At 61.2% G+C, this 23,038-nt stretch carries 22 protein-coding genes; 11 read left to right on the top strand and 11 right to left on the bottom strand.

Going from position 1 to position 23,038, the window contains the following annotated elements:
* The first annotated feature begins 5 nt into the window (after positions 1-5).
* The 6 genes from G9X67_RS25735 to G9X67_RS25710 all read left to right on the top strand — a co-directional run bounded on the left by G9X67_RS25735 (position 6) and on the right by G9X67_RS25710 (position 5,717).
* Positions 6-329 carry an NIPSNAP family protein gene (locus tag G9X67_RS25735; protein ID WP_003538302.1) on the top strand — a complete coding sequence of 108 codons (324 nt, stop codon included), beginning with the start codon at positions 6-8 and terminating at the stop codon, positions 327-329.
* A gap of 48 nt (positions 330-377) precedes the next feature.
* Complete coding sequence (locus G9X67_RS25730) at positions 378-1,388, top strand: ABC transporter substrate-binding protein (protein ID WP_011654281.1); 1,011 nt, start codon at positions 378-380, stop codon at positions 1,386-1,388.
* Positions 1,389-1,501: 113 nt separating this feature from the next.
* Positions 1,502-2,374, top strand: coding sequence for an ABC transporter permease (locus G9X67_RS25725; protein WP_171599992.1), 873 nt, complete (start codon positions 1,502-1,504; stop codon positions 2,372-2,374).
* Position 2,375: 1 nt separating this feature from the next.
* Positions 2,376-3,176: an ABC transporter permease gene (locus G9X67_RS25720; protein ID WP_171599991.1), complete on the top strand. Its 801-nt coding sequence runs from the start codon at positions 2,376-2,378 to the stop codon at positions 3,174-3,176.
* Positions 3,173-4,252, top strand: a complete 1,080-nt coding sequence (locus G9X67_RS25715; protein ID WP_011654284.1) for an ABC transporter ATP-binding protein — start codon at positions 3,173-3,175, stop codon at positions 4,250-4,252. Before G9X67_RS25720 ends, G9X67_RS25715 begins: the two co-directional genes overlap by 4 nt.
* A gap of 10 nt (positions 4,253-4,262) precedes the next feature.
* Positions 4,263-5,717 (top strand): NAD-dependent succinate-semialdehyde dehydrogenase, encoded by a 1,455-nt coding sequence (locus G9X67_RS25710; RefSeq protein WP_138334583.1) that lies wholly within the window; start codon positions 4,263-4,265, stop codon positions 5,715-5,717.
* Between the two features lie 56 nt (positions 5,718-5,773).
* On the opposite strand, the gene G9X67_RS25705 is transcribed toward G9X67_RS25710, so the two are convergent.
* From G9X67_RS25705 to G9X67_RS25685, 5 genes are all read right to left on the bottom strand, one after another.
* The gene (locus G9X67_RS25705; RefSeq protein ID WP_246799956.1) at positions 5,774-6,085 is read right to left on the bottom strand and encodes a RidA family protein; all 312 of its coding nucleotides are present in this window, start codon (positions 6,083-6,085) and stop codon (positions 5,774-5,776) included.
* Positions 6,086-6,145: 60 nt separating this feature from the next.
* Positions 6,146-6,967, bottom strand: a complete 822-nt coding sequence (locus G9X67_RS25700) for an ABC transporter permease (RefSeq protein WP_017958323.1) — start codon at positions 6,965-6,967, stop codon at positions 6,146-6,148.
* The gene (locus tag G9X67_RS25695; protein WP_138390219.1) at positions 6,967-8,223 is read right to left on the bottom strand and encodes an ABC transporter permease; all 1,257 of its coding nucleotides are present in this window, start codon (positions 8,221-8,223) and stop codon (positions 6,967-6,969) included. The genes G9X67_RS25700 and G9X67_RS25695 overlap by 1 nt, the downstream gene beginning before the upstream one ends.
* A 68-nt stretch (positions 8,224-8,291) precedes the next feature.
* Complete coding sequence (locus G9X67_RS25690) at positions 8,292-9,341, bottom strand: ABC transporter substrate-binding protein (protein WP_138334585.1); 1,050 nt, start codon at positions 9,339-9,341, stop codon at positions 8,292-8,294.
* A 48-nt stretch (positions 9,342-9,389) separates the two neighbouring features.
* Complete coding sequence (locus tag G9X67_RS25685; protein ID WP_138334586.1) at positions 9,390-10,472, bottom strand: ABC transporter ATP-binding protein; 1,083 nt, start codon at positions 10,470-10,472, stop codon at positions 9,390-9,392.
* A gap of 241 nt (positions 10,473-10,713) precedes the next feature.
* Between G9X67_RS25685 and G9X67_RS25680 the strand changes: the two genes are divergently transcribed.
* From G9X67_RS25680 to G9X67_RS25665, 4 genes are all read left to right on the top strand, one after another.
* Positions 10,714-12,111, top strand: coding sequence for a PLP-dependent aminotransferase family protein (locus G9X67_RS25680; RefSeq protein WP_138334587.1), 1,398 nt, complete (start codon positions 10,714-10,716; stop codon positions 12,109-12,111).
* A 3-nt stretch (positions 12,112-12,114) separates the two neighbouring features.
* Positions 12,115-13,407: an FAD-binding oxidoreductase gene (locus G9X67_RS25675; RefSeq protein WP_171599990.1), complete on the top strand. Its 1,293-nt coding sequence runs from the start codon at positions 12,115-12,117 to the stop codon at positions 13,405-13,407.
* A gap of 150 nt (positions 13,408-13,557) precedes the next feature.
* A complete protein-coding gene (locus G9X67_RS25670) occupies positions 13,558-13,809 on the top strand; it encodes an AbrB/MazE/SpoVT family DNA-binding domain-containing protein (protein ID WP_171599989.1) in 252 nt (83 codons plus the stop codon).
* Complete coding sequence (locus G9X67_RS25665) at positions 13,806-14,204, top strand: type II toxin-antitoxin system VapC family toxin (RefSeq protein ID WP_029873484.1); 399 nt, start codon at positions 13,806-13,808, stop codon at positions 14,202-14,204. The genes G9X67_RS25670 and G9X67_RS25665 overlap by 4 nt, the downstream gene beginning before the upstream one ends.
* Positions 14,205-14,247: 43 nt before the next feature.
* On the opposite strand, the gene G9X67_RS25660 is transcribed toward G9X67_RS25665, so the two are convergent.
* From G9X67_RS25660 to G9X67_RS25640, 5 genes are all read right to left on the bottom strand, one after another.
* Positions 14,248-15,225, bottom strand: coding sequence for an ATP-binding cassette domain-containing protein (locus G9X67_RS25660; protein ID WP_138390229.1), 978 nt, complete (start codon positions 15,223-15,225; stop codon positions 14,248-14,250).
* Between the two features lie 4 nt (positions 15,226-15,229).
* Entirely contained in the window at positions 15,230-16,057 is an 828-nt protein-coding gene (locus G9X67_RS25655; protein ID WP_138334591.1) for a carbohydrate ABC transporter permease, read from the bottom strand.
* Positions 16,054-16,932, bottom strand: coding sequence for a sugar ABC transporter permease (locus tag G9X67_RS25650; protein WP_138334592.1), 879 nt, complete (start codon positions 16,930-16,932; stop codon positions 16,054-16,056). The genes G9X67_RS25655 and G9X67_RS25650 overlap by 4 nt, the downstream gene beginning before the upstream one ends.
* 64 nt (positions 16,933-16,996) lie before the next feature.
* Complete coding sequence (locus G9X67_RS25645) at positions 16,997-18,280, bottom strand: extracellular solute-binding protein (RefSeq protein WP_171599988.1); 1,284 nt, start codon at positions 18,278-18,280, stop codon at positions 16,997-16,999.
* Between the two features lie 37 nt (positions 18,281-18,317).
* Positions 18,318-20,639, bottom strand: coding sequence for an alpha-L-rhamnosidase (locus G9X67_RS25640; RefSeq protein WP_171599987.1), 2,322 nt, complete (start codon positions 20,637-20,639; stop codon positions 18,318-18,320).
* 140 nt (positions 20,640-20,779) lie between these two features.
* On the opposite strand from G9X67_RS25640, the gene G9X67_RS25635 reads away from it, so the two are divergent.
* Positions 20,780-21,838, top strand: coding sequence for a LacI family DNA-binding transcriptional regulator (locus G9X67_RS25635; protein ID WP_138390239.1), 1,059 nt, complete (start codon positions 20,780-20,782; stop codon positions 21,836-21,838).
* Positions 21,839-21,879: 41 nt separating this feature from the next.
* Here the strand turns inward: G9X67_RS25635 and G9X67_RS25630 are convergent, their stop codons facing one another.
* Positions 21,880-22,896, bottom strand: coding sequence for a LacI family DNA-binding transcriptional regulator (locus G9X67_RS25630; RefSeq protein WP_138390241.1), 1,017 nt, complete (start codon positions 22,894-22,896; stop codon positions 21,880-21,882).
* Positions 22,897-23,038 lie beyond the last annotated feature (142 nt).

Here is a 23,038-nt window from a genome sequence, read left to right as displayed (position 1 = left end):
CGCCGATGTTTTACGAAATCCGGACCTACCGGCTGAAGAACGGCACCATCCCGCAATATCTCAAGGTCGTCGAGGAAGAGGGGATCGAGATCCAGAAGAGCCATCTCGGTACGCTCGTCGGTTACTTCTTTTCGGAGATCGGGACGATCAACGAGATCGTTCACATCTGGGCCTTTGCGAGCTTGGACGACCGGGAGGCGAGGCGCCAGAGGCTTCTGGCCGATCCCCGGTGGCAGGCCTTCCTGCCCAAGATCCGCGATCTGATCGAGGTGGCGGAAAACAAGATTATGAAGCCAGCCAACTTTTCTCCCAGGAGCGAGGCGCACTGACGGCATAAGGCATACCCGTAGGACAAACCAGAACAGGGATAAGGGAACATGAAAACAACATTTGCTGTCGCGGCGGTTGCCGCATTCGTGGCTGTGTCCGTACCGGCACACGCCGACAACATGGTCTTTTCGAGCTGGGGAGGAACGACCCAGGACGCGCAGAAGGCCGCATGGGCCAGCCCGTTCACGGAGAAGACCGGTATCACCGTCGTACAGGACGGACCGACGGACTACGGCAAGCTCAAGGCGATGGTCGAGGCCGGTCAGGTTACCTGGGACGTTGTCGACGTCGAAGGCGACTATGCCGCCCAGGCCGGCAAGAATGGCCAGCTCGAGAAACTCGATTTCTCCGTCATCGACAAGTCCAAGCTCGATCCTCGCTTCGTGACCGATTATTCGGTCGGCAGCTTCTATTATTCCTTCGTGATCGGCTGCAATGCCGATGCCGTCAGCGCCTGCCCGAAGACATGGGCTGACCTGTTCGACACGGCAAAGTTTCCGGGAAAGCGCACATTCTACAAGTGGTCGGCTCCCGGCGTGATCGAAGCGGCGCTGCTTGCCGACGGCGTGGCCGCCGACAAGCTCTATCCGCTTGATCTCGACCGCGCTTTCAAGAAGCTCGATACGATCAAATCGGATATCGTGTGGTGGTCGGGCGGCGCACAGTCGCAGCAGCTTCTGGCATCCGCCGAGGCTCCCTTCGGCAGTATCTGGAATGGCCGCATGACCGCGCTTGCGGCGAGCGGCATCAAGACCGAGACCTCATGGGAACAGAACATCACCGCTGCGGATTCGCTCGTCGTGCCGAAGGGTTCGCCGAACGTGGAAGCCGCGATGAAGTTCATTGCAATGGCGACTTCGGCCGAACCGCAGGCCGCCCTTGCAAAAGCCACCGGATATGCGCCAATCAACGTTGACTCGGCCAAGCTGATGGATCCGGAAACGGCCAAGACCCTGCCGGATCAGCAGACGGCCAGCCAGGTGAATGCCGACATGAACTACTGGGCGGACAATCGCGATGCCATCGGCGAGAAGTGGTACGCCTGGCAGGCGAAATAGCCTGAAACTTGCGATGAACGGGCACGGCGAATGTTCGCCGTGCCTCCCGCAGCGTCGGTGCCCGTTTGTTGGACCTCGACGCCTGCGGAAATTGACGGGTGGGAAGGACTGTCATGTCGACATATAGCGATGCCTCCGGCGCAATTGCGCCCCTGCCGAAGGCGCGCAGGGCAACAGGGTTTGGCGGGGTCCTTCCGGCTCTGGCCTTCGTGGCGATCTTTTTCATCGCGCCCGTGGCGGTGCTCTTGTTGCGAAGCGTGCTGGAACCCGTGCCGGGCCTTGGAAACTATGCGCAGCTGATCGGGTCCGCGACTTATCTCAAGATTTTCGCCAACACCTTCATCGTCTCGGGTCTCGTCACTGTGATTTCGCTGCTGATCGGATTTCCCGTTGCCTGGGCGCTGGCAATCATGCCCGGGCGCCTGACCTCGGTGATCTTTGCGATCCTGCTCCTGTCGATGTGGACCAACCTGCTTGCCCGCACCTATGCCTGGATGGTGCTGCTGCAGCGAACGGGGCTCATCAACAAGATGCTGATCGGAATGGGGCTGATCGACAAACCTTTGGCGCTGGTCAACAACCTGACCGGGGTCACGATCGGCATGACCTATATCATGCTGCCCTTCATCATCCTGCCGCTCTACGGCGTGATCAAGAAGATCGACCCGTCGACGCTGCAGGCGGCAGCACTTTGCGGCGCCAACCGGTGGCAGTGCCTGACCCGTGTTCTGCTGCCCTTGGCCATGCCGGGCATGGCGGCTGGCGCCCTCATGGTCTTCGTCATGTCGCTTGGTTATTTCGTTACGCCGTCGCTTCTCGGCGGCACCGCGAACATGATGCTCGCAGAGCTGATCGCGCAATTCGTGCAGTCGCTGGTCAACTGGGGCATGGGAGGTGCTGCGGCGCTGGTTCTCCTCGTGGTGACCCTGTTGCTTTATGCCGTGCAGTTGCGCTTCGTCGGCAACCAGAACCCGGGAGGGCGTTGACATGTTGCTCAATTTCGACCGCCTCGGCTGGTGGAAATACATCCTGCTGGCGATCACGCTTCTGACTGCGGCCTTCCTGCTGCTGCCGATCGTCTTTATCGCCGCCCTGTCTTTCGGCTCCTCGCAGTGGCTGATCTTTCCGCCGCCGGGCTGGACGTTTCAATGGTATGGCGAGCTCTTTGCCGATCCGCGCTGGCTGGAATCGGCCTGGACGAGCTTCAAGATCGCGGTCATCGTGACGATCCTGTCGGTGCTGCTCGGGCTTGTGACCTCCTTCGGGCTGGTGCGCGGTTCGTTCCTGTTCCGCGATGCGCTGAAAGCGCTGTTCCTGACGCCGATGATCCTTCCTGTCGTGGTTCTTGCGGTTGCCCTTTATGCCTTTTTCCTGAGGATCGGCCTGGGCGGCACGTTGGCGGGTTTCGTCATTTCGCACCTCGTTCTGGCACTGCCCTTCTCGATCCTGTCCATATCCAGTGCGCTGGAAGGTTTCGACAAGTCGATCGAAGATGCGGCGGTTCTGTGCGGCGCCTCGCCTCTGGAAGCAAAGATCAGGGTCACCCTGCCGGCGATCAGCCATGGGCTGTTTTCGGCGGCCGTCTTCTCCTTCCTGACATCCTGGGATGAGGTGGTGGTGGCGATCTTCATGTCCAGCCCGACCCTGCAGACGCTGCCCGTGAAGGTATGGGCGACGCTGCGGCAGGACCTGACGCCGGTTGTCGCTGCGGCGTCGACCCTTCTCATCCTTTTGACGATCCTCTTGATGGCGCTTGTTGCCGTCGTGCGTAAGGTGCTGAAACAATGAAAGAACCATTCCTTCAGATCCGCGGAATACGCAAGGAATACGGCCCGGTGGTCGCCGTCCACGACGTCAATCTCGACGTTCGGCGCGGGGAGTTCCTGACCTTTCTCGGACCGTCCGGATCCGGGAAAAGCACGACCCTCTACATCCTGGCCGGTTTTGAAACTCCGACGAAAGGCGACATCACGCTGGAGGGCAAGACCCTGCTCGCCACGCCGTCGCACAAGCGCAACATCGGCATGGTGTTCCAGCGTTACACCCTGTTTCCGCACCTGACGGTGGGCGAAAACATCGCATTCCCGCTGAAGGTCAGGCGCAAGTCCAAGGCCGAGGTCGACAGCAAGGTGAAGGAGATGCTGCGCCTCGTCAGGCTCGAAGGCTTCGAGGATCGCAAGCCCGCACAAATGTCCGGCGGCCAGCAGCAGCGTGTCGCCCTTGCCAGAGCCCTTGCCTATGATCCGCCGGTGCTTCTGATGGACGAGCCGCTGTCGGCGCTCGACAAGAAGCTGCGCGAGGAAATCCAGCATGAGATACGCCGGATCCACCAGCAGACCGAAGTGACGATTCTCTATGTCACGCACGACCAGGAGGAGGCGCTGCGGCTCTCCGACCGCATCGCCGTCTTTTCCAAGGGTGTCATCGATCAGATCGGGACAGGCCCGGAACTCTACGCCAATCCGCGGACCCGCTTCGTGGCCGAATTCATCGGCGACAGCGACTTCATTTCATGCGACCTGCTGTCGTCTTCCGATGGGCAGGCCACCATTTCGCTTGGCGGCGGGAGCGTCTTCAATCATATTCCGGTGCATGGAAAAGGAACATCCGGGACGAGGGCTGCCCTGATGCTGAGGCCGGAGCGCATTCGGTTGTCGCGAAACCAGGCGGCGGGAGCGGGTCTTGCCGCAACGGTCAGCGACATTACCTTCCTCGGCAACAATATTCACGTCTCGACCGAGACGGCGACAGGCGAGGCGCTGGCGGTTCGCCTGCCGTTCGGTCACGAGGCTATCGCGGGGCTCAGCCGTGGCGATATAGTCCATCTGAATTTCGACCCCGGTGCCGCTCACGTATTCTGTTGAAAGTTGTCATATGAAGCTCAATGATCCCTCGCTGTTCCGTCAGGCATGCCCCATCGCCGATCGCTGGATCGAAGCGGAAGGCCGCAAGGCGGCGACGGTCCGCAATCCGGCGACGGGCGAGCCGCTGGGGGTGGTCCCTGACCTCGGCGCCGCGGAAACGGAAGATGCCATCCGCGCCGCCGTGATTGCCCAGAAGCTTTGGGCGAAGAAGACCGCCGGGGAGCGCGCCGCCGTTCTGAAGGCATGGCACCGCCTGATGATCGAAAACCGCGACGATCTGGCGATGATCCTGACGCTGGAGCAGGGAAAACCCCTGGCCGAGGCCAAAGGGGAGATCACCTATGGTGCGAGCTTCATCGAATGGTTCGCCGAAGAGGCGAGACGCATCAACGGCGAGGTCGTACCGGGACATCAGCCGGACAAGCGGATCCTCGTCCTGCGCCAGCCCGCAGGCGTGGTGGCGGCGATCACGCCCTGGAACTTTCCGAACGCGATGATCACCCGCAAGATCGGCCCCGCGCTTGCCGCCGGCTGTGCCGTCGTTCTCAAGCCGGCGCTGCAGACGCCATTCTCCGCCATTGCAATCGCCGTTCTCGGTGAGCGTGCCGGCCTGCCGCCGGGGCTTCTCAACATCGTCACGGGTGACGCAGCGGCGATTGGCGGGGTGCTGACGGCAAGCCGTGATGTTCGCGTCCTGACATTCACTGGCTCCACCCGGACGGGCGAGCTGCTTTATAGGCAATGCGCGCCGACGATCAAAAAGCTCGGCCTCGAACTTGGCGGCAATGCACCCTTTATCGTGTTCGACGATGCCGATCTCGACGCTGCGGTCGAAGGCGCGCTCATCGCCAAGTTCCGCAACAACGGCCAGACCTGCGTCTGCGCCAATCGACTATATGTCCAGGACGGAGTCTACGAGGCGTTTGCCGCCAAGCTCGCCGCGGCGGTTTCGGACTTGAAGGTCGGCAACGGTCTCGACCGTGACGTCGTGCTTGGCCCGCTGATCGACGACAACGCCGTCGCCAAGGTCGAAAGCCATATCCGCGATGCCGTCGCAAAGGGTGCCGGGATCGTCTTAGGCGGCAAACGCCACGCGCTCGGCGGCCATTTCTTCGAGCCGACGATCCTGCGCGACGTCGCTACCGGCATGCAGGTCGCCCGCGAGGAAACCTTCGGGCCGCTCGCACCGCTTTTTCGCTTCCGCGACGAGCAGGATGTCATCGAACAAGCAAACGACACCGAGTTCGGGCTTGCTTCGTATTTTTACGCCCGCGATCTGTCGCGGGTATTTCGCGTCGCCGAAGCGCTCGAATATGGGATGGTCGGCGTCAATACCGGTCTCGTCTCGACGGCTGAGGCTCCGTTCGGCGGCGTGAAAATGTCGGGTCTCGGTCGCGAAGGGTCGCGGCACGGATTGGACGAATATACGGAACTTAAATATGTATGCCTCGGCGGCATTGCCTGACTTGGTCGATGCTTGCGGTTTATCCGCGCTGGCGAGATGACGACAGGCGCGGACCGTCAGTTCCCGACCGCTGCGATGATGCCGATTTCGACGGCGAATTCCGATGCGGCGAGCCTTGCTTCGACCGTGGCGCGCGCCGGCGCATGACCTGAAGGCACCCATTCGTCCCAGACGGCATTCATGTCTTCGAATCTGGACATATCAGTAAGCCAGATCGTCGCGCTGAGGATCCGTGTCGGATTGCTGCCTGCGCCTTCCAGAAGCCGGGTGATCCGCGCCAGGATGTTGGTCGTCTGTTCGCGGACGGAGGCGCCCGGCACATCGATGGCGACCTGGCCTGCGAGAAAGACAAAGCCGCCATAGGTCACGGCCTAGCTCATCCGCTTTCCGGTTTCGTAGCGTTCGATCTGCATGCTCAACCCCCTGAATTAATCTCTATGCGCAATCTTCTGACGTTCGGCACGCCGCTGCAGCCATTGAATCGTGGCAAGGAACAGCGTCGAAAACAGGATGAGGAGCGTGGCGACGGCGGCGATCGTCGGGCTCAGCGTTTCGCGCACGCCGCTCCACATCTGGCGCGGCAGCGTGCGCTCCTCTGAGCCGGCGATGAAGAGCGCAATCACCACTTCGTCGAACGACGTCACGAAGGCAAAGAGCGCGCCCGACGCCACCCCCGGCGCGATGACGGGCAGCATGATGCGCAATGTCGCTTCGACCGGGGCGGCGCCGAGACTGGATGCCGCCCGCATCAGATTGTGATCGAAGCTTGCGAGTGTCGCGGTCACGGTGATCACCACGAAGGGGGCGCCGATCGCCGTATGCGCCAGCACCAGCCCGGTCAGGCTGTTGAGCAGCCCGACCGCCGCGAAGGCATAATAGATACCGACCGCCGAAACGATGACCGGCACGATCATCGGCGAAATCAGAATGGCGGTCAGCGTTGCCCGCGCCGGGCAGGAGGGCCGGCTGAGGCCGATCGCGGCCAGCGTGCCGAGAAAGGTCGACAGAAGCGTGGCGAAGACGGCGACGATGATGCTGTTCTTCAGCGCTAGCTGCCAGACGTTGGAATCGAAGAACTCGCGATACCAGCGGAGCGACAGGCCGGGCATGGGATAGGTGAAGAACGGCTCGGCATTGAAGGAGAGCGGCACGATCGCCACGATCGGCGCGATTAGGAACAGGATTACGAGGCCGCCAGCCAGCCACAAGAGGATCGAAAACAGCCGCGGGAAAGAAAGGAAGTTCGTCATCAACCTATCCTCAGCCTGTCGATGCCGACAATGCGATTGTAGACGGCATAGAGGATCAGCACCGCCACCAGCAGAATCGTGCTCAAAGCCGCCGCCATGCCCCAGTTCGTGACCTGGTTGGAGTAATAGGCGATGAAATAGCTCACCATCTGGTCTCCCGGCCCGCCGACCAGAGCCGGCGTGATGTAGTAGCCAAGCGCCAGGATGAAGACGAGCAGCCCGCCGGCGCTAACACCAGGCATGCTCATCGGCAGGTATATGCGGAAGAAGGCCGACATCGGCGGTGCGCCAAGTGACGAGGCGGCACGCAGATAGACCGGAGGTATGCCCTTCATGACGCTGTAGATCGGCAGCAGCATGAAGGGCAGCAGAATATGGGTCATGGCGATCAGCACGCCGATGCGATTGTAGATCAGGTCGAGGGGATGTGCGGGGTCGATGAGGCCCAGCCAGATGAGCGCCGAGTTGATGACGCCGCGTCCCTGCAGCAGGACGACCCAGGCGCTGGTGCGGACCAGGAGAGAGGTCCAGAACGGCAGGAGCACCAGGATCAGCAGCGTATTGGCAACCGCCCCTTTCGACCGGGCGATCAGCGCGGCGAGGGGATAGCCGAGGAACAGGCAGATCACCGTGACCGAAGCGCTGACGACGAATGTGCGGATCAGCACATCGACATGCACTGCATTCTCCGCCGAGACCCTGCCGATGGCGCCTGAGGCGTCGCGCTCCAGGTCGAGCGAGGCGAGCAGGTAATAGTCGGTGAAGGGCGGCGACGCATTCTTGATGAGCGTCCAGTAGTGCGGCGTCTCCCACTTGGAATCGATGGCGACAAAAGCGGCCTTGTAGGGCGGCTTCGCGTTGCGGATCGTGCGCGCAGTTTTCAGCAGCATCGAGCGCATGCCCGTCTCGTAATAGTTGAGACGCTTGGCCACTTCGGCGATCTGGTCGCGCGGCGATTGCTTCAGATCGGTGGCAAAGGCAGCAAACAGCGCTTCGTCGGGCGGGGATTTTTCATCCCAGCCGGAAAGGGCCGACATCGTGTAGGGCAGGGCGGCGGAAGCCGCCCTGTTGTCGACCGCGCGTGTCAACAACAGAGCAATGGGCAGGACGAAAACGAGCAGCAGGAAGATCAACAGAGGCGCGACCAGGAGCAGCGCTCTCAGCTGCGCCTTGCTTTTCGCACTGCCGAGGCTTTTCACCCGCGTGCGGGCGGCAATCATAGAGCCGTCGCTTTCATTCATTGTCGCGATCACCATCGCTCATGCCTTCCTGCGGTAGAGAAGGGGGCGTCGGAGCCAGGGAGACACTCGCCCGCCCGAAGAGGTTACTGTGCGAGCCACTTGTTGAAGCGTTCGGTCAACTCTTCATCATGGTCGGCCCAGAACTCGGAGGAGACGACAAAGGCGGTCTTCGTGTTCTCAGGCGCGGTCGGCAGATCGACAAGAATATCCGCCGGAACCTTGGCGATGGCCGCTTTCAGGGTCGGGCCATAGGAAATATATTTGGACTGCTGCGCCATCACGTCGGGATTGACGGTGAAGGCGACGAATTTGTCCGCCAGTTCCTTGTTCTTCGAGCCTTTCGGCTCGGCCCAGAGATTGAAGTCCATTCCCTGGCCGTCCCAGACGATCTTGAAGTTCTTGCCGCTGTTCTTGACGGCATCGTAGATACGGCCGTTCCATGCCGTGGTCATCACGACTTCGCCGTCGGCGAGAAGCTGCGGCGGCTGTGCACCGGCCGTCCACCAGACCTTCACATCCTTCTTGATCGTGTCGAGCTTCTTGAAGGCGCGGTCGACGCCCTCCGGCGTCCCGAGCACGTCGTAGACCTCGGCGGGTTTGACGCCGTCGGCAATCAGCGCGAATTCCAGCGTGGTCTTCGGCGACTTGCGCAAGGCGCGCGGCCCGGGGAACTTGGTCGTATCGAACAGATCGGCCATGGTGGTCGGCCCGCCATTCGGGAACTTGGCGGCATCATAGGCATAGATGGTGCCGAAGACGATCGTCGCGACCGCACAATCCATCGCGGCGCCGTCGATGAAGGCGTCCTTGCCGCCAAGCTTCGAATAGTCGATCGGCTCAAGCCAGCCTTCGTCGCAGCCTTGCAGCGCATGGCTGGGTTCGACATCGACGACATCCCAAGTCACCTGGCCGGTTTCGACCATGCCCTTCAGCTTGGCGGTCGAGCCGTCCCATTCATCCTGGAGAATCTTGGTGCCGGTTTCCTTGGCGAAGGGCTTGAAAAAGGCCTCCTCCTGGCTCTTCGTATAGGCGCCGCCCCAGGATGTGATGGTCAGCGTATCCTCGGCAAATGCCGCTCCTGCGATGGCAAGAGTCATGACGGAACTGAGAAGCATGCAGTTTAAACGCATCATGGTGGTTCCCCTTTTTGTTGCTGCGTTTGCGAAAGAATGAGCGCCCGGTCAGGAGAGCGCGAGCGCGCGGCAATCCTCCGGCGCCCAGCCGATGACGGCAGTGGAGTCTAGCGATTGAACCGGAATGTCCTGAGCCGCGGCGACTTTGATGAAGATGTCGTCACAGCCGCAGGCCGAGACGCGCAACCTGACATGGTCGCCGTGATAGATGATTTCCTTGAGCGTCGCGGTGAACCGGTTGGGAATCTCCGCTGCGGGCGCCAGCTGAATCCGCTCGGGCCGCAAGACCAGCGTTGCCCGCGCGCCTTCCTTCAACCCCTCTCCGGCATGGCCGGTGATGATCGAACCATCGGGGGCGCGAATCCGGCAGACGGCATTTTCGATCACGACGACTTCGCCCGATATCGCATTGTTCTCGCCGATGAAGGTTGCGACGAAGGGGTTTGCCGGCGTCTCGTAAAGCTCATGCGGCGGCGCGATCTGCTGCAGGATGCCGTCATTGAACACGCCGACCCGATCCGACATGGTCAGCGCCTCGCTCTGGTCGTGGGTGACGTAGACGACATTGATGCCGAGGCGGGCATGCAGGTGCTTGATTTCGAGCTGCATATGTTCGCGAAGCTGCTTGTCGAGCGCACCGAGTGGCTCGTCCATCAGCACGAGCTGCGGCTCGAAGACGAGAGCCCGGGCGAGCGCGATGCGCTGCTGCTGTCCGCCGGAAAGCTGGTTGGGTCGCCGCGTTTCGAAGCTCGCCATGCGCACCATGTCGAGGGCGCGGCGCACCCGTTCGGTGATCTCAGCCTTGCCCAGCCGGCGCATTTTCAGTGGGAAGGCGACGTTTTCGCCGACGGTCATATGCGGGAACAGCGCGTAATTCTGGAAGACGACACCGATATTGCGGCGGTGCGGCGGGACACTGTCGATCCTGTTGTCGGCAAGCGTGATCGTCCCGTCGGTCGGCGCTTCGAAACCGGCCAGCATCATCAGCGTCGTGGTCTTGCCGGATCCGGAGGGGCCGAGAAGGGTCAGAAACTCGCCTTTGGCGACGTTGAGGTCCAGGCCGCGCACGACAAAGCTGACGCCGTCATAGGATTTACGCACGCCCTCGAAAGCAATGAAGCGCTCGCTCATGAAGTCCTCCTGTTTTGCATCGGCCGGGTCCCTGCCTCTTTGTCTCGATGCCAGGCCATATTGTCTCGGCCTACTTCGGCTTGTCAAGCCACACAAATAATTTTGTGTGGTGGTGGCGGCAGGCTCTCGAAAACACTGGGAAAGCGTGGTATGTCGCACGTAAGCGAGCTGAATCGCAGCGCCTCGGGGATTGATGTGTGCGTCCGGCTTATGGAATTTACGCCGCTGTTACGGGAATTGTATGTCTGAAAGATCGGAAGTGACCCGGACAAATCAGGAGCGGGAAATGCGGATACCCGCCTATCTGGAGCTCGCAAGCGAGCTCGAGGCGAAGATCCGCTCGGGCGCCTTGCCTCCCGGCAGTCAGCTCCCGCCGCAGCGCGACCTGGCGCGAGAGCGGTCGCTCAACGTCTCCACCGTCACGCGCGCCTACCGCGAATTGCAAAACCTCAACCTTGTAATGGGCAGCACCCGGCGCGGCACGATCGTCATCGGCGACGGCGCCATGCCGCGGGTTGACCGGGCAGCGAGCCCGACCGGTGTCATAGACCTGACGGTCAACCGGCCGGCCGTCGACGATTTCCAACAGCGCCTCGCCCAATCCCTGCCGGACCTTTCATCGGACCGGCGCTTCCGCCAGATGCAGGAGTATCAGCCGCCGGAAGGTCCTGCCTGGGCGCGCCACGCCGCGCGAAAATGGATATCGCTCAACGGCTTCGATCCGTCCGAAGACGATATCGTCGTCACCAGTGGTGCCCAGCATGCTTTACTGGCGGGGATCAGCAGCCTGATAGAGCCCGGCGACACCATCGTCTGCGATAGGCTGACCTACTACGGCCTGATCGCGCTTGCCCAGATGTTCCGCTTCCGCATCATCGGCATCGGAAGTGACGATCAGGGGATGTCGGCGGCGGAGCTCGACGATATCTGCCGCCGGGAGAGCGTGCGCGCCGTCTTCACGGTTCCCTCGATGCACAATCCGACCGTCGTCACCATGAGCGAGGCTCGCCGGCGGGAATTGGTCGACGTCGCGGAGAAGCACGATCTCGTCATCATCGAGGACGATGTCTATGGACCGATGCTCGGGACCCGCGCAAGCGCCCTGATCACGCTTGCTCCAACCAGAACCTACCATATATCGGCACTCTCCAAGGCGCTGGCGCCGGGTCTGCGCGTCGGCTATCTCTTGTGCCCGCCCGGCCGGGCGCTGCTGTCTGCCGAGGCGGTCCGCACAACCGCCTGGATGCCCTCTCCGCTACCGCTGCTGCTTGCGACCCGCTGGCTGGAAGACGGCACGGCCGAAGCGATCCTGAAGGCCCAGCTTGCGGAGCTGCGCGCGCGCCATGCGATCGTCACGACGATCCTTGCCGGCCATTCGTTCTCCGCCGATCCGCGCTGCATGTTTTTATGGCTGAGGTTGCCGGCCCCTTGGCGATGCGAGGATTTTGCCGCCAATCTGCGTGCCCATGGCGTTGCCGTCATGGCCGCCACCGCCTTTGCCTGTGACCGCCAGCCGGTCGAGCATGCCGTTCGCGTCAATGTCGGCTGCGCATCGTCGCGGGACGAACTTGCAACGGCGCTACGCATCATCGCCGCCACGCTGAACGATCGTCCCCGCGCTCTGGCGGGCCTGGTCTAGCCGATGAACAAGCCGTTGCCGGAGCTTCAGCCCTTGCCCGACGCCGAGCGTCGGCATGTGGCCGTTGTCGGTGCAGGACTGGTCGGCCTCTGTTCGGCCCTCTGGCTGCAAAGAATGGGGCATCGGATCACGATTGTCGATCCGGCGCCGCCCTTGGGCGATACATCCTACAGGCAGGCCTGTTCCTATGGGAACGCCTGCACCTTTGCCCCGCACGGCGTCGTTCCCGTCGCGACGTCAGGCGTCATCTGGCGAGTGCCTGGCATGCTACTCAATCCCCTCGGTCCGCTGGCGATCGTCTGGAGATACCTGCCGCAACTAGTCCCGTGGCTGCGCGCCTTCCTGGCATCGAGCACGAAAGCCGAGGTCGAGCGGATCGCCGGCACCCTGGCGGTGCTGCTTTCCCACGCCGATGCTGCCTGGCAACCGCTTGTGACGCAGGCAGGCGCCGAACGGCTGAAGCGGCATGACGGCTGCCTCTATCTCTATAAGACCGAAGAGCAATTCCGGGCGGCTGACGCCGAGAACTCGCTGCGTGAGCGTCATGGCGTCGCCATGGACCGGCTGGAGCGCGCCGATATCCAGAACATGGAGCCTAATCTTGCGCCGCTCTACCACAAGGGCGTGCTGTTCCCTGACGCCTATGTGTTTTCCAGCCCCAGGCAACTCGCCTTCGCGCTCGCAGAGGCTGTTCTAAACGGCGGCGGGGAGATCGTCCGCGGCGAAATCTCGGCGATTGAGCCGCGCGACAACGGCATCTGCCTGCGGATCGCGGACAAGCAAATGCTTGCCGACCATGCGGTCGTCGCCGTCGGCGCCCATTCGCGCGAGCTTACGGAATCGATCGGCGATCGCGTCCTGCTCGACACCGAGCGCGGTTATCACGTCCTGTTCCCGCAAGCGGGCCATCTGCTGTCGCGCCCGGTCTGCTATCCCGAACACGGCTTCTACATGGTGCCGATGGCAGATGGATTGCGCGCGGCTGGAACCGTCGAACTCGGCGGCCTTGCCGCTCCCTTGAACCCCAAGCGGACCGCGGTGATCCGTGACGGCGTGAAAATGCTCCTGCCGGCGGCCGGGCAAGGCAGCGACGAGTGGCTAGGCTTTCGCCCGTCCATGCCGGATTCCCTTCCGGTGATCGGCAGCTCGCGCCGCTTGCCCCATGTCACCTATGCCTTCGGCCACGGCCATCTAGGCCTGACGCTGTCGGCTTTGACCGGCTATCTCGTTTCCCAGTTGGTCGCGGGACAGAGCCCGGCCATCGATCTCGAACCCCTGCGTCCCGACCGGTTCTAAGAAAGCGGCTCTTGCATCGGCGCGCTTTCTTCGGTTGGAGCGAGCCGCGTACCAACAAGGCAGGTGAAGGCAAAGTCCCCACCACTCTAACCTTGAATGTAAGGGAAAATTCCATTACTTTTGTATTGGTATGAGATAGGAGATTTTTCCATGCCTTCCCTTGCGGTCACAATGAAAGGGCAAATCACGCTGAGACGGGACTTGCTGACGCACCTTGGGGTCAAACCGGGGGAGCGGATCGAATTCGACAAGCTGCCTGGGGGCGAGCTGCGGGTAAAGGCCGCTCGTCCAACGGGGACAATCGACGATTTTATCGGTCGGCATGCTGGCAAACTGAATAAGCCGTTGACCATCGAAGAGATGAACGAAATCGTGGCTTCGGGCTGGGCCGGCGAGGAATGAAAGTTTCAGTCGATACCAACATTCTTGCTCGAGCCGTCCTGCAGGATGATGCTGAGCAGGGCAGGGCAGCGGCAAAGCTCCTTAAGGAAGCATCGCTGATCGCCGTTTCTCTGCCGAGCTTATGTGAACTGGTCTGGATACTGCGTCGAGGAGCCAGGCTCTCAAAGGAAGATGTTTCACAGACGATCCACGACCTGCTCAACGCGGGCAATGTGGCGATGAACCGTCCTGCTGTCGAAGCAGGACTGGCCATGCTGGAGGCGGGTGGTGATTTCGCAGATGGCGTGATTGCCCATGAAGGCGCATGGCTTGGCGGCGAGAGCTTCGTATCTTTCGACAAGCAGGCGGTCGAACTGGTAATCCGCCAAGGCCAACCCGCGCGTCTTCTCGCCTGAAATTCCGCAGGCTCATGAGCGAGACGGCGGGCGGGCGTTAGCTTCAGAATCGATGTTCCGCTCCTTCGACCGGATTTGCCCAGACCGTCATTCCAGGCGCAAACGGCGTCTCGCCTTCGGCGCGCACCACCATCTCGCCGAGTTCGGGAACGTCGAGGTAGAGGATCGCGTCAGCGCCAAGCCGCTCGAGATGCCGAATCCTGCCCTGCCATTGCCCGGCACTTTCCGAAAGCCTGATATGCTCAGGGCGGATGCCATAGGTCGTGCAGTTCAATCGCCGCGCTATCTCGCCGCCATAGAGGTTCATCTTCGGGCTGCCGATGAAGCCGGCGACGAATGGTGTCGCGGGATTGCGGTAGAGTTCCATTGGACTGCCGATCTGTTCGACCGCGCCGCCCTTCAGGACAACGATCTTATCCGCCATCGTCATGGCTTCGACTTGGTCGTGGGTGACATAGATCATCGTCGATTTCAGGCGGGCGTGCAGATCGGCGATCTCAAGGCGCATCTGGGCTCTGAGCGAAGCGTCGAGATTGGATAGTGGCTCGTCGAACAGGAAGACCTTGGGATCGCGGATGATCGCGCGGCCGATGGCGACGCGCTGCCTCTGGCCGCCGGAGAGTGCTTTCGGCTTTCTCTCCAGCAACTGGGTGAGCTGCAGGGTTTCAGCCGTCGCCGCAACCTTGGCGGCGATTTCCGCCTTTGGGCGGCGGGCGAGTGAAAGGCCGAAGCCGATATTCTCTGCCACGGTCATGTGTGGGTAAAGCGCGTAGCTCTGGAATACCATGGCAATGCCGCGCTCCGAGGGTTCGGCATAGGTCACGTCCTTGCCGCCGATGGTCAGCGCGCCTGACGTCGTTTCCTCCAGGCCGGCGATGATCCGCAGCAGCGTCGACTTTCCGCATCCAGACGGGCCGACGAAAACGACGAACTCGCCGGAGGCAACCTCCAGATCGATCCCCTTGATGACTTCGAGGGCGCCAAAGCTCTTGCGAACCTGTTTGAGAGTGAGCTCAGCCATTCTGCTACCCTTTGACTGCGCCGGCCGTCATGCCCGCGACGATCTGCCGGTTGAAGAAGATGAAGACGATCAGCGGCGGGATCGTCACGAGGAGGATGTTCATGAACAGGAGATTGTACTGGCTCGTGTACATGCTCTGGAAGTTATAGAGCGTCAGCTGCACCGTCACGTTCTCCTTGCCTGGAAGATAGTAGAGCGGGTTGGTGAAATCGTTGAAGATCGCGATCGACTGGACGACGATGTTGGTGACGGTCACCGGCTTCAAAAGCGGCAGGATCACCCTGAAGAAAATCTGCCGCGGCTTGGCGCCGTCGATCAGCGCCGCCTCGTCGAGGTCGCGTGGTATGGTCGAAATGAACGACCGGTAGAGCAATGTCGAGAACGAGAGATTATAGGCGACCTGGATCAGGATCATCCCGGTCATGGTCTTGAAGAGACCGATCTCCTGCAAGAGGCCGATGGTGGGCACGACGGCTGGAGGCATCATCAGACCCATGAACAGGGCAATGGAGGCTACCCTGTTCCAGACGGTCTTGCGGCGCTGCATCACATATCCGACCATTGCCGACAGCAGGATCAGGATCGTGACGGAGACCACAGTGATCAGCGTAGAGTTGAAATAGGCGAGCGCGAGCTGGTAGTCGCGCGCCTTGAAGACGGCGATCAGATTATCCCAGAACAGCCACTGCTCGGGCAATTCGAAATCAAGGCGAGAGGCTTCGGATTTCGATTTGACCGCCTGGAGAGCGACGAAAACGAAAGGCATGACGAAGATGACGGCCGCCACTGCAAGCGCTATCGCGCCGGTCACATAAGGGCGGCTGCTTCTCATTCTTCGACCCCGCGCCGGTTGAACCAAAGGGTGAATGGTAGGATGATTACGGCGATCAGCGCGAACAGAATGACGTTTCCGGCCGTCGACAGACCGTAGAAACCCGCCTGGTACTGTTTGTAGATGACCGAAGCGATCACATCGGAGGAGAAGCCAGGCCCGCCGCGGGTCATTGCCCATATCAGGTCGAATGACCGAAGCCCACCGATCAGCGACAACGTCACGACGATGACGGTGGCGGGACGCACAAGCGGCAGGGTGATCCGGAAAAATTGCTGAAGGCGCGTGGCGCCGTCAATTCTCGACGCCTCATAATAATCGGGGCTGATCGCGGCAAGGCCGGCGATGAAGATCAGCGTGGCGAGCCCGACACCCTTCCAGACATCGACCAAGGCCACTGAAAAAAGCGCCAGCGCCGGATTGGTCAGCCATCCAGGTCCCGGAATGCCGATCGTCTCGAGCGTGACATTGATGATGCCCCTGGTCGGATGCATCATCACCGTGAAGGTGATGCCGATGCCGATCGTCGAGACCAGGACGGGAAAGAAGACCAGCGTGCGCAGGAAGCCGCGGGCGAAGATATTGCTGGTCAGCAGCACGGCAAGCAGCAGCCCGCAGACCGTCTTCAGGCCGGAGGTCGTCACCGCGTAGATCAGTGTGTTGACGAGCCCCTTGACTAGGAAGGGTTCGGAAAAGAATTGCCGGAAGTTCTCGAGTCCGATGAATTCAGCCGTCGAAAGGTCCCATCGCGTCAGGCTGAACCAGAGTGACGAGACCGTGGGAACCAGAAACAGCACGCCGTAGATGATTGCGGCCGGAATGAAAAACCACAGCGGGTAGGGCGATTTGCGCGAGCGGGGGCGTGTCTCTGTCATGACTACCTCTTCGATCGGGTGGAACCTCGCCCCTCGGAGCGAGGTCAACTAGCCCGATAGACCGCTACCAGTTGGGCAGGCCGAGTTGCTTGGCCTGTTTGCGCACATCGTCGTCATAGAGTTTTGCCGCGTCGGCAGGCTGGCGAATACCGGAGCCAACTTCGACGGTGATCTGCTCGAGAGCCGGCCCCTTGACCGGCGAAACAAATTCCAGCGCCGGGGTCGTATTGTCCTTGGCCTCGAAATAGGGAAGCATGTCCTTCACCGCAGGCGGTACGTCGGCAGGCAAACCGCAGCCGTCGATCAAGGGAGGCCCTTGCACGGTGTTGGTTTCCACCATGATCTTGCAGCCTTCGACGCTTCCTGCGAAATCCACGAATTTCTTCGCTTCCTCTGCGTGCTGACTGGTAAGGGGAATGTAGAGGGCGGGCGGCATCCAGACCGTCAGGCCATTCGTCGCCGCGTCGTCGCTCGGCTGCGCGAAGAAACCGACATCTGCGAGGTTCTCGGGATAATTCTGCTTGAGCGCGCCGATTGCGAAGCTCAGCATTGGATAATGCGCTGCCTCGCCCGTTGCCACCATTCTGAGGCCATCGTCATAGCTTGCCGCGCCGAAATCCTCGTTCATCAGGCCAGCGTCGTGAACGTCCTTCAGCCGTTCGAAGCCTTTCATGGCCGCCGGCGTCTCTGCGTATTTCGCCTTGTTGGCAGTGTAGTCGGCGGCGAAGTTCGGCACGGCGGCATGGAGGTTGTAATAGTCCGCCAGAACGAATAACTGCGAGGTCCAGGTATCGCGATAGGTCTGCGCCACGGCGACCTTGCCTGATGCCTTGACCTTTGCGTTGTTCGCCATGAAGTCCGCCCATGTCTTCGGGACTGACAGGCCGAGGTCCTGGTAGATTTTCCTGTTGTAGAGGATGCCCCCCGCCATCGCCGTGCCGAAGGGAACACCGTAGAGCTTGCCGTCGGCGCGGACGACCGACTTGAAGCCTTCGTCCACCTTCGCCTGCGACGCAAGACCGCTCAGATCGACAAGCGTCTGCGCGGGTTTCAGCGCCTGGAGCAGCGAGCCGGAATTATAGAGAAACACGTCGGACATCTCGCCCGTCGCCAGGCGCGTCTTGATGATGTTGTCACCCTCGCCACCTCCTGCCCGCGGCTCGATTTCGATCGTCACGTCAGGCGCCTTTGTCTGATAGGCGGCAACCAGTGCCTCGGCCGCCGCGACCGTGTCCGGGTTATTGTCGATCAGGAATGACAGCGTGGTTTCTGCATGCGACGGACCGGCCGCGACCAGCGCCAAAAGCGCGGACGCGCCCGCAAGAATGAGCTTTATCCGATGTGTCATGACGTTCCTCCTCTGAACGGTGTGACGTGTATGCTCCTCAGGAAGTGGGTAGGGAAAAGACCAGTCGGTGCGTCCCAGAGGGAAGAATGGCTTCCTCGACAACAGGCTCTCCGTTGAGCGACGGGTTTTGATGCCGTTTTCCGGGCCGGAACCGGCCGATGCAGCCCTCCGGAAGGGTCAGCACATAGGTGACCTTGTTGCCGTCGCACTGCCAGCCGGCCTCGATGCGTCCCTGGCTGATATCATGATAGGCCGAAACCGGCGAAAGCGACGGAATCGGCGCCGGATCGACGATCACCTCGGCAAATCCGGGTGCGCTCGGGCTCGGCGAAATTCCGGCGACGCTTTCGAACAGCCATTGGCAGACCGCGCCATAGGCATAGTGGTTATAGCTGTTCATGTCGGGTTCGTAGATGGTGCCGTCAGGCGCCATGGAATCCCAGCGCTCCCAGATCGTCGTCGCCCCCTTCGACACCTGGTAGAGCCAGCCCGGCACATCCTCCTGCAGGAAGACTTTTTCGGCAAGATCGTCCATGCCGAGCTTTGTCAGGGCCGGCAGCAGGGCTGGCGTGCCGATGAAGCCGGTGCCGATCTTGTAGTCGGCATCGATGATCACCTGCCGGAAATGCTGCTGTGCAGCTTGCCTGTGCTCTGCCGGTATCAGGTTGTGAAGGAAGGCCAGGGCGTAGGATGTCTGGTCGTTGTGGGCAAGCCGTCCCGCGGGCGTGATGAACTCGTTGGAAAATGTCAGCCGGATCTCGTTTGCGCGCTGTTTCATCTTTTCTTCAAGGGCATGCTCGCCGAGAGTGGCTGCGATCCTTGCCAGAAGGTCGGTCGAGATGAAGTGATAGAGCGTGGCCGCGCAGTCGTCGGCGATCGTCGGACGAGGCTTCCTGTTGTCGCCGACCGGCTGCAGCCAGTCGCCGAAGGTGAAACCTCGGTCGCCCCAACGCGAGGGCGGACGCACGAGCGGACCATCCGAGATCGACCAGACGAAATCGACCCAGCGTACCATGGAATCCAGGCACTCCGTCAGAACGGCCCGATCACCATAATGGGTGTAGAGCACCCACGGGATGACGACGATCGCGTCGCCCCAGCCGGTCGAGCCGGCATAGCCCGGGAAATTGGCCGGATGCAAGCGCGTCGGATCCGGCGAAAAATGTGAGACGGCGCCATCCTCGCGCTGATCGGCCATCACATCGCGCAGATACTTCCTTAGGAAGGATTGGCTGTCGCTCAGCCAGCATGCGGTTGCGGCAAAGACCTGGGCGTCGCCCGTCCAGCCCAGGCGTTCGTCGCGCTGCGGGCAATCGGTCGGCACTTCGACGAAATTGGCGCGCTGCGACCAGATGGTATTTTCGACGAGGCGATTGACCAGTGCATTGCCAGAGGTGAAACCGCCGGCAGGCTCGGGCACCGACGAGATCGGGATGGACGCGATTACAAGAATCTTCGCATCGCCCTTGATCGTCACCCTGGCATAACGGAAGCCGTGGAAGGTGAAATGCGGCGCGTAGGTCTCGTCGCCGTCTCCCCGCAGCGTGTAGACGGTATGTGCGGCGGCCGTGCGATAGTTGCGATTGTCGAAATGACGGTTGGGACCGAGAACTTCCGAATGCTCCACCCGGACTTCGGCACCGGCAGTGCCCCGGACCGTATATCTGATGTAGCCGCCGGCATTCTGGCCGAAATCATAGATCTTCCTGCCCTCATCGTCGGTCCAGTTTTCGACCGCGGCGAGTGGCCGCATCTCGCGCACCGCAGCAGTTTCATGCGCGACGAGCAGCTCTCTGTCGAAGGGCAATCTCTCGGTGCCGTGGGTCTCGACGTAGTTTTCCTGGCGGGCGTCGTAGACTTCGCCGAAATAGATCCCTGACTTCAGGATCGGCAGAACACCGCTTCGCCATGTGGTGTCGGTGGAAAGAACGGTGCCATCAGCTCCGATCAGATCCGCAATGGCGCCGATCCTGTCGCCCCAGCAATTCGGGATCGCCTGGGCGCCCCACATCAAAGGCGATCGGTACCATCCGTCGGCAAGCCAGATCTCGATGCGGTTGAGGCCCGGCTTGAGCAGGTTCGAGATGTCGTATCGCTGATAGGCAAGGCGATCGTCGTAGTTCGTCCAACCTGGGGTCAACAGGTCGCTGCCGACGCGAACGCCGTTGATGAAGCAGCGGTAGAGGCCAAGTGCGGAGATAAAGAGCTCGACGGGAAGCTTGGCGCCATCATGTTCGAAAGTCTTGGAGACGAAGCTTGCGGCCGTTCCCTGACCGCCATCCGATAGCGGCGCGATCATGTCCCCAGACCAGACGCGCGAAACGAGGTTGCCGCTGATGGCTGCCGGCTGAAAGTTCATCAAGTCCTCCCGACGAGTTGTAGAACGTTCTCCATATAACGTTCTACATTTTCTTCGGAAGCGCAATAGAATTTTCGTTGTCAGTCTGCCATGGTGGTTCTGCGGGCGATGTTGACGATCCGCAGCAAGCCAGAGATTTCATGTCAATCGAAGAAAAACAAAAGCCGCAACGAAACGATCGCGTGACGATCCGGACCGTGGCAACTCACGCAGGCGTATCGGTCGCAGCGGTTTCCAAGGTGATGCGAAATGCCTATGGCGTCAGTGATGCGCTGCGCGCAAGGGTGACGGATGCCATCGACGCACTCGCATATCGCCCCTCGCGGGCAGCTAGAGGGCTGCGTGGCCGGAGTTTCACCATCGGTGTGCTCCTGATCGATATCCGCAATCCTTTCCTTCCGGAGGTGATTGCCGGCGTAAACGGGGTACTGGCGCCCTCGCACTATCAGGCGATGATCGGCGTCAGCGATGCGCGCGTGCAACTGGAGACGTCGTTGATCGAGTCGATGATCGACTACAAGATGGACGGCCTTGTCCTCGTTGCGCCGCGCTTGCCTTCGGAGATCCTCGCAAAGTTCGCAGTCCAGATACCGATCGTCGCGGTCGGCTACCACGATGCCAGCGCTACGGCCTTCGATACCGTCAACGCAGATGATCAGCGCGGCGCCGAGATCGCCGTCGAAGCGCTTCTTGCCTGCGGCTATCGCGATATCGAAATGCTCAGCCTTGGCGAGCGCCAGGGGCACGCGGTCTCCGTCGTCCGCCAGCGTGAGATCGGGTTTCGCCGGGCGATGCAGCGCGGCGGGCTCGGCTCCTCGCCAGCGATCGGCAAAATTCCGATAGCCTCGCCAAAGCGGGAGGAGGCGATGCGAAAATTCCTATCGAGGAAGGACAGGCCGCGCGCCGTATTCTGCTGGAGCGATCTCGACGCGATCACCCTTCTCAGCCTGGCTATGGAGATGGGCGTGCGCGTCCCCGAAGATCTCGCCGTCATCGGATACGACAATTCGCCGACCGCAGCACTCGGCCTCGTCAATCTCGCAAGCATCGATCAGTCGGGCAGGGAACTCGGTCAGGTCGCAACCCGGGCCCTCATTTCCAGAATAGAAGGCCGCGCCAGCGCCGAGCATATTTTCCAGATACCGTCGCTGGTCAGCCGCGACAGCCTGATCCGTTCCGGCAATGGCACGGACAGATAATAGCGACGGCGCCGCCTTGTCTATGTTCGTTGCCGTCGTTTTCAGTCGGATCGAAGGGGGCTGCCGCACGACTGCCGCACGACCAGGCGACACGGCAATCTGGTGATGCCGGCAGGTACCGGTTCACCCTTGGAGAGGCTGAGGATTGCCAGGCCGGCGCGATGGCCCAGTTCCTTCAACTCCATGTCGATGGTGGTCAGCGGCGGGCGCGTTTGCCGTGCGACGACCTCCCAATTGTCGAAGCCGACCACGGCGACATCCGTGGGAATCTCCACATTAAGGTCGCGTAGCGCGTCGATGACCCCGCGGGCGATCTCGTCGCTGCCGCAGAAGATGGCGTCGGGCTTTGCGCCGGGCCGGGCAAACACCGTCTGAACTGCTTCGTGACCCCATTCCTCCGACCAGTCGCCGAACATCGCTTCGGCACCGTCGCCGCAGGCGTCGAGATAGGATTGGGCACGGATGCGAGCGGCGAGATAATCCCGCGGCCCGGTGATGTGGAGGATCCGCGATCGACCGAGCTCTTTCAGGTGATCGACGGCGAGGCGGGCGCCCTGTTCGTCATCCGGAAAGAAAGTGACGCTGTCGGCCGGTCCCTCGGCAAAGACGTAGACGACGGGTATCGGCAAGCGAGACAGCTGGACCGGCGGCGTGAGATCGAGGCGGGTCGCGGTGAATATGATGCCGTCGACCTGCCGGTCAAGAAGCGCCTCCAGATGAAGCTGGGCGAGCCTTGGATCATTGTTCGTGGCACAGAGGAAGACGGAAACGCCGTGATCGACCAGCACCTCCGATACCCCGGCCGCCATCGGCAGCGTCAGTCTGCCATAGGTGTCGTTCGTCAGCATGCCGATCGCATGGCTTCGCTTGCTTAGCAACCCACGGGCGAGTGCATTGGGCCGAAATCCGATCTCCTCCGCCACGCGCCGGACCCGCTCGCGTGTTTCGGCATTCGTCCGGCCGGTGTCGTTCAGTGCGTTCGACGCCGTCGAAATGCTGACGCCTGCAGCCTTCGCCACGTCATAAATCGTCCGTCTTCGATCGCCCGTATTCTTCAAGTGCCGCCTCGTAGTCGATTCATGGTAAAAGCTTTTAGCAGAAAAAAATGTGCTGTTAAAAGGTTTTATCAAACGCGCATCAGAATTTTGCACACAGACTGTCGACATCAAAAAATTTCTGATCTAACGTCCATTTCGTCCG

This window comes from Rhizobium sp. WYCCWR 11152, from assembly GCF_013087615.1.
Classification (GTDB): Bacteria; Pseudomonadota; Alphaproteobacteria; order Rhizobiales; family Rhizobiaceae; genus Rhizobium; species Rhizobium indicum.
The sequence above is the reverse complement of the archived record's forward strand: the minus strand, read 5'-3'. Positions and strand labels throughout refer to the sequence as shown.

Coding starts and splice junctions, on each gene's coding strand:
- G9X67_RS25680 (WP_138334587.1), top strand. CDS start 10,714: ATGTCTGAAAGATCGGAAGTGACCCGGACAAATCAGGAGCGGGAAATG.
- G9X67_RS25670 (WP_171599989.1), top strand. CDS start 13,558: ATGCCTTCCCTTGCGGTCACAATGAAAGGGCAAATCACGCTGAGACGG.
- G9X67_RS25725 (WP_171599992.1), top strand. CDS start 1,502: ATGTCGACATATAGCGATGCCTCCGGCGCAATTGCGCCCCTGCCGAAG.
- G9X67_RS25650 (WP_138334592.1), bottom strand. CDS start 16,932: ATGACAGAGACACGCCCCCGCTCGCGCAAATCGCCCTACCCGCTGTGG.
- G9X67_RS25640 (WP_171599987.1), bottom strand. CDS start 20,639: ATGAACTTTCAGCCGGCAGCCATCAGCGGCAACCTCGTTTCGCGCGTC.
- G9X67_RS25695 (WP_138390219.1), bottom strand. CDS start 8,223: ATGGTGATCGCGACAATGAATGAAAGCGACGGCTCTATGATTGCCGCC.
- G9X67_RS25715 (WP_011654284.1), top strand. CDS start 3,173: ATGAAAGAACCATTCCTTCAGATCCGCGGAATACGCAAGGAATACGGC.
- G9X67_RS25730 (WP_011654281.1), top strand. CDS start 378: ATGAAAACAACATTTGCTGTCGCGGCGGTTGCCGCATTCGTGGCTGTG.
- G9X67_RS25690 (WP_138334585.1), bottom strand. CDS start 9,341: ATGATGCGTTTAAACTGCATGCTTCTCAGTTCCGTCATGACTCTTGCC.
- G9X67_RS25720 (WP_171599991.1), top strand. CDS start 2,376: ATGTTGCTCAATTTCGACCGCCTCGGCTGGTGGAAATACATCCTGCTG.
- G9X67_RS25685 (WP_138334586.1), bottom strand. CDS start 10,472: ATGAGCGAGCGCTTCATTGCTTTCGAGGGCGTGCGTAAATCCTATGAC.
- G9X67_RS25660 (WP_138390229.1), bottom strand. CDS start 15,225: ATGGCTGAGCTCACTCTCAAACAGGTTCGCAAGAGCTTTGGCGCCCTC.
- G9X67_RS25665 (WP_029873484.1), top strand. CDS start 13,806: ATGAAAGTTTCAGTCGATACCAACATTCTTGCTCGAGCCGTCCTGCAG.
- G9X67_RS25735 (WP_003538302.1), top strand. CDS start 6: ATGTTTTACGAAATCCGGACCTACCGGCTGAAGAACGGCACCATCCCG.
- G9X67_RS25645 (WP_171599988.1), bottom strand. CDS start 18,280: ATGACACATCGGATAAAGCTCATTCTTGCGGGCGCGTCCGCGCTTTTG.
- G9X67_RS25710 (WP_138334583.1), top strand. CDS start 4,263: ATGAAGCTCAATGATCCCTCGCTGTTCCGTCAGGCATGCCCCATCGCC.
- G9X67_RS25635 (WP_138390239.1), top strand. CDS start 20,780: ATGTCAATCGAAGAAAAACAAAAGCCGCAACGAAACGATCGCGTGACG.
- G9X67_RS25700 (WP_017958323.1), bottom strand. CDS start 6,967: ATGACGAACTTCCTTTCTTTCCCGCGGCTGTTTTCGATCCTCTTGTGG.
- G9X67_RS25675 (WP_171599990.1), top strand. CDS start 12,115: ATGAACAAGCCGTTGCCGGAGCTTCAGCCCTTGCCCGACGCCGAGCGT.
- G9X67_RS25655 (WP_138334591.1), bottom strand. CDS start 16,057: ATGAGAAGCAGCCGCCCTTATGTGACCGGCGCGATAGCGCTTGCAGTG.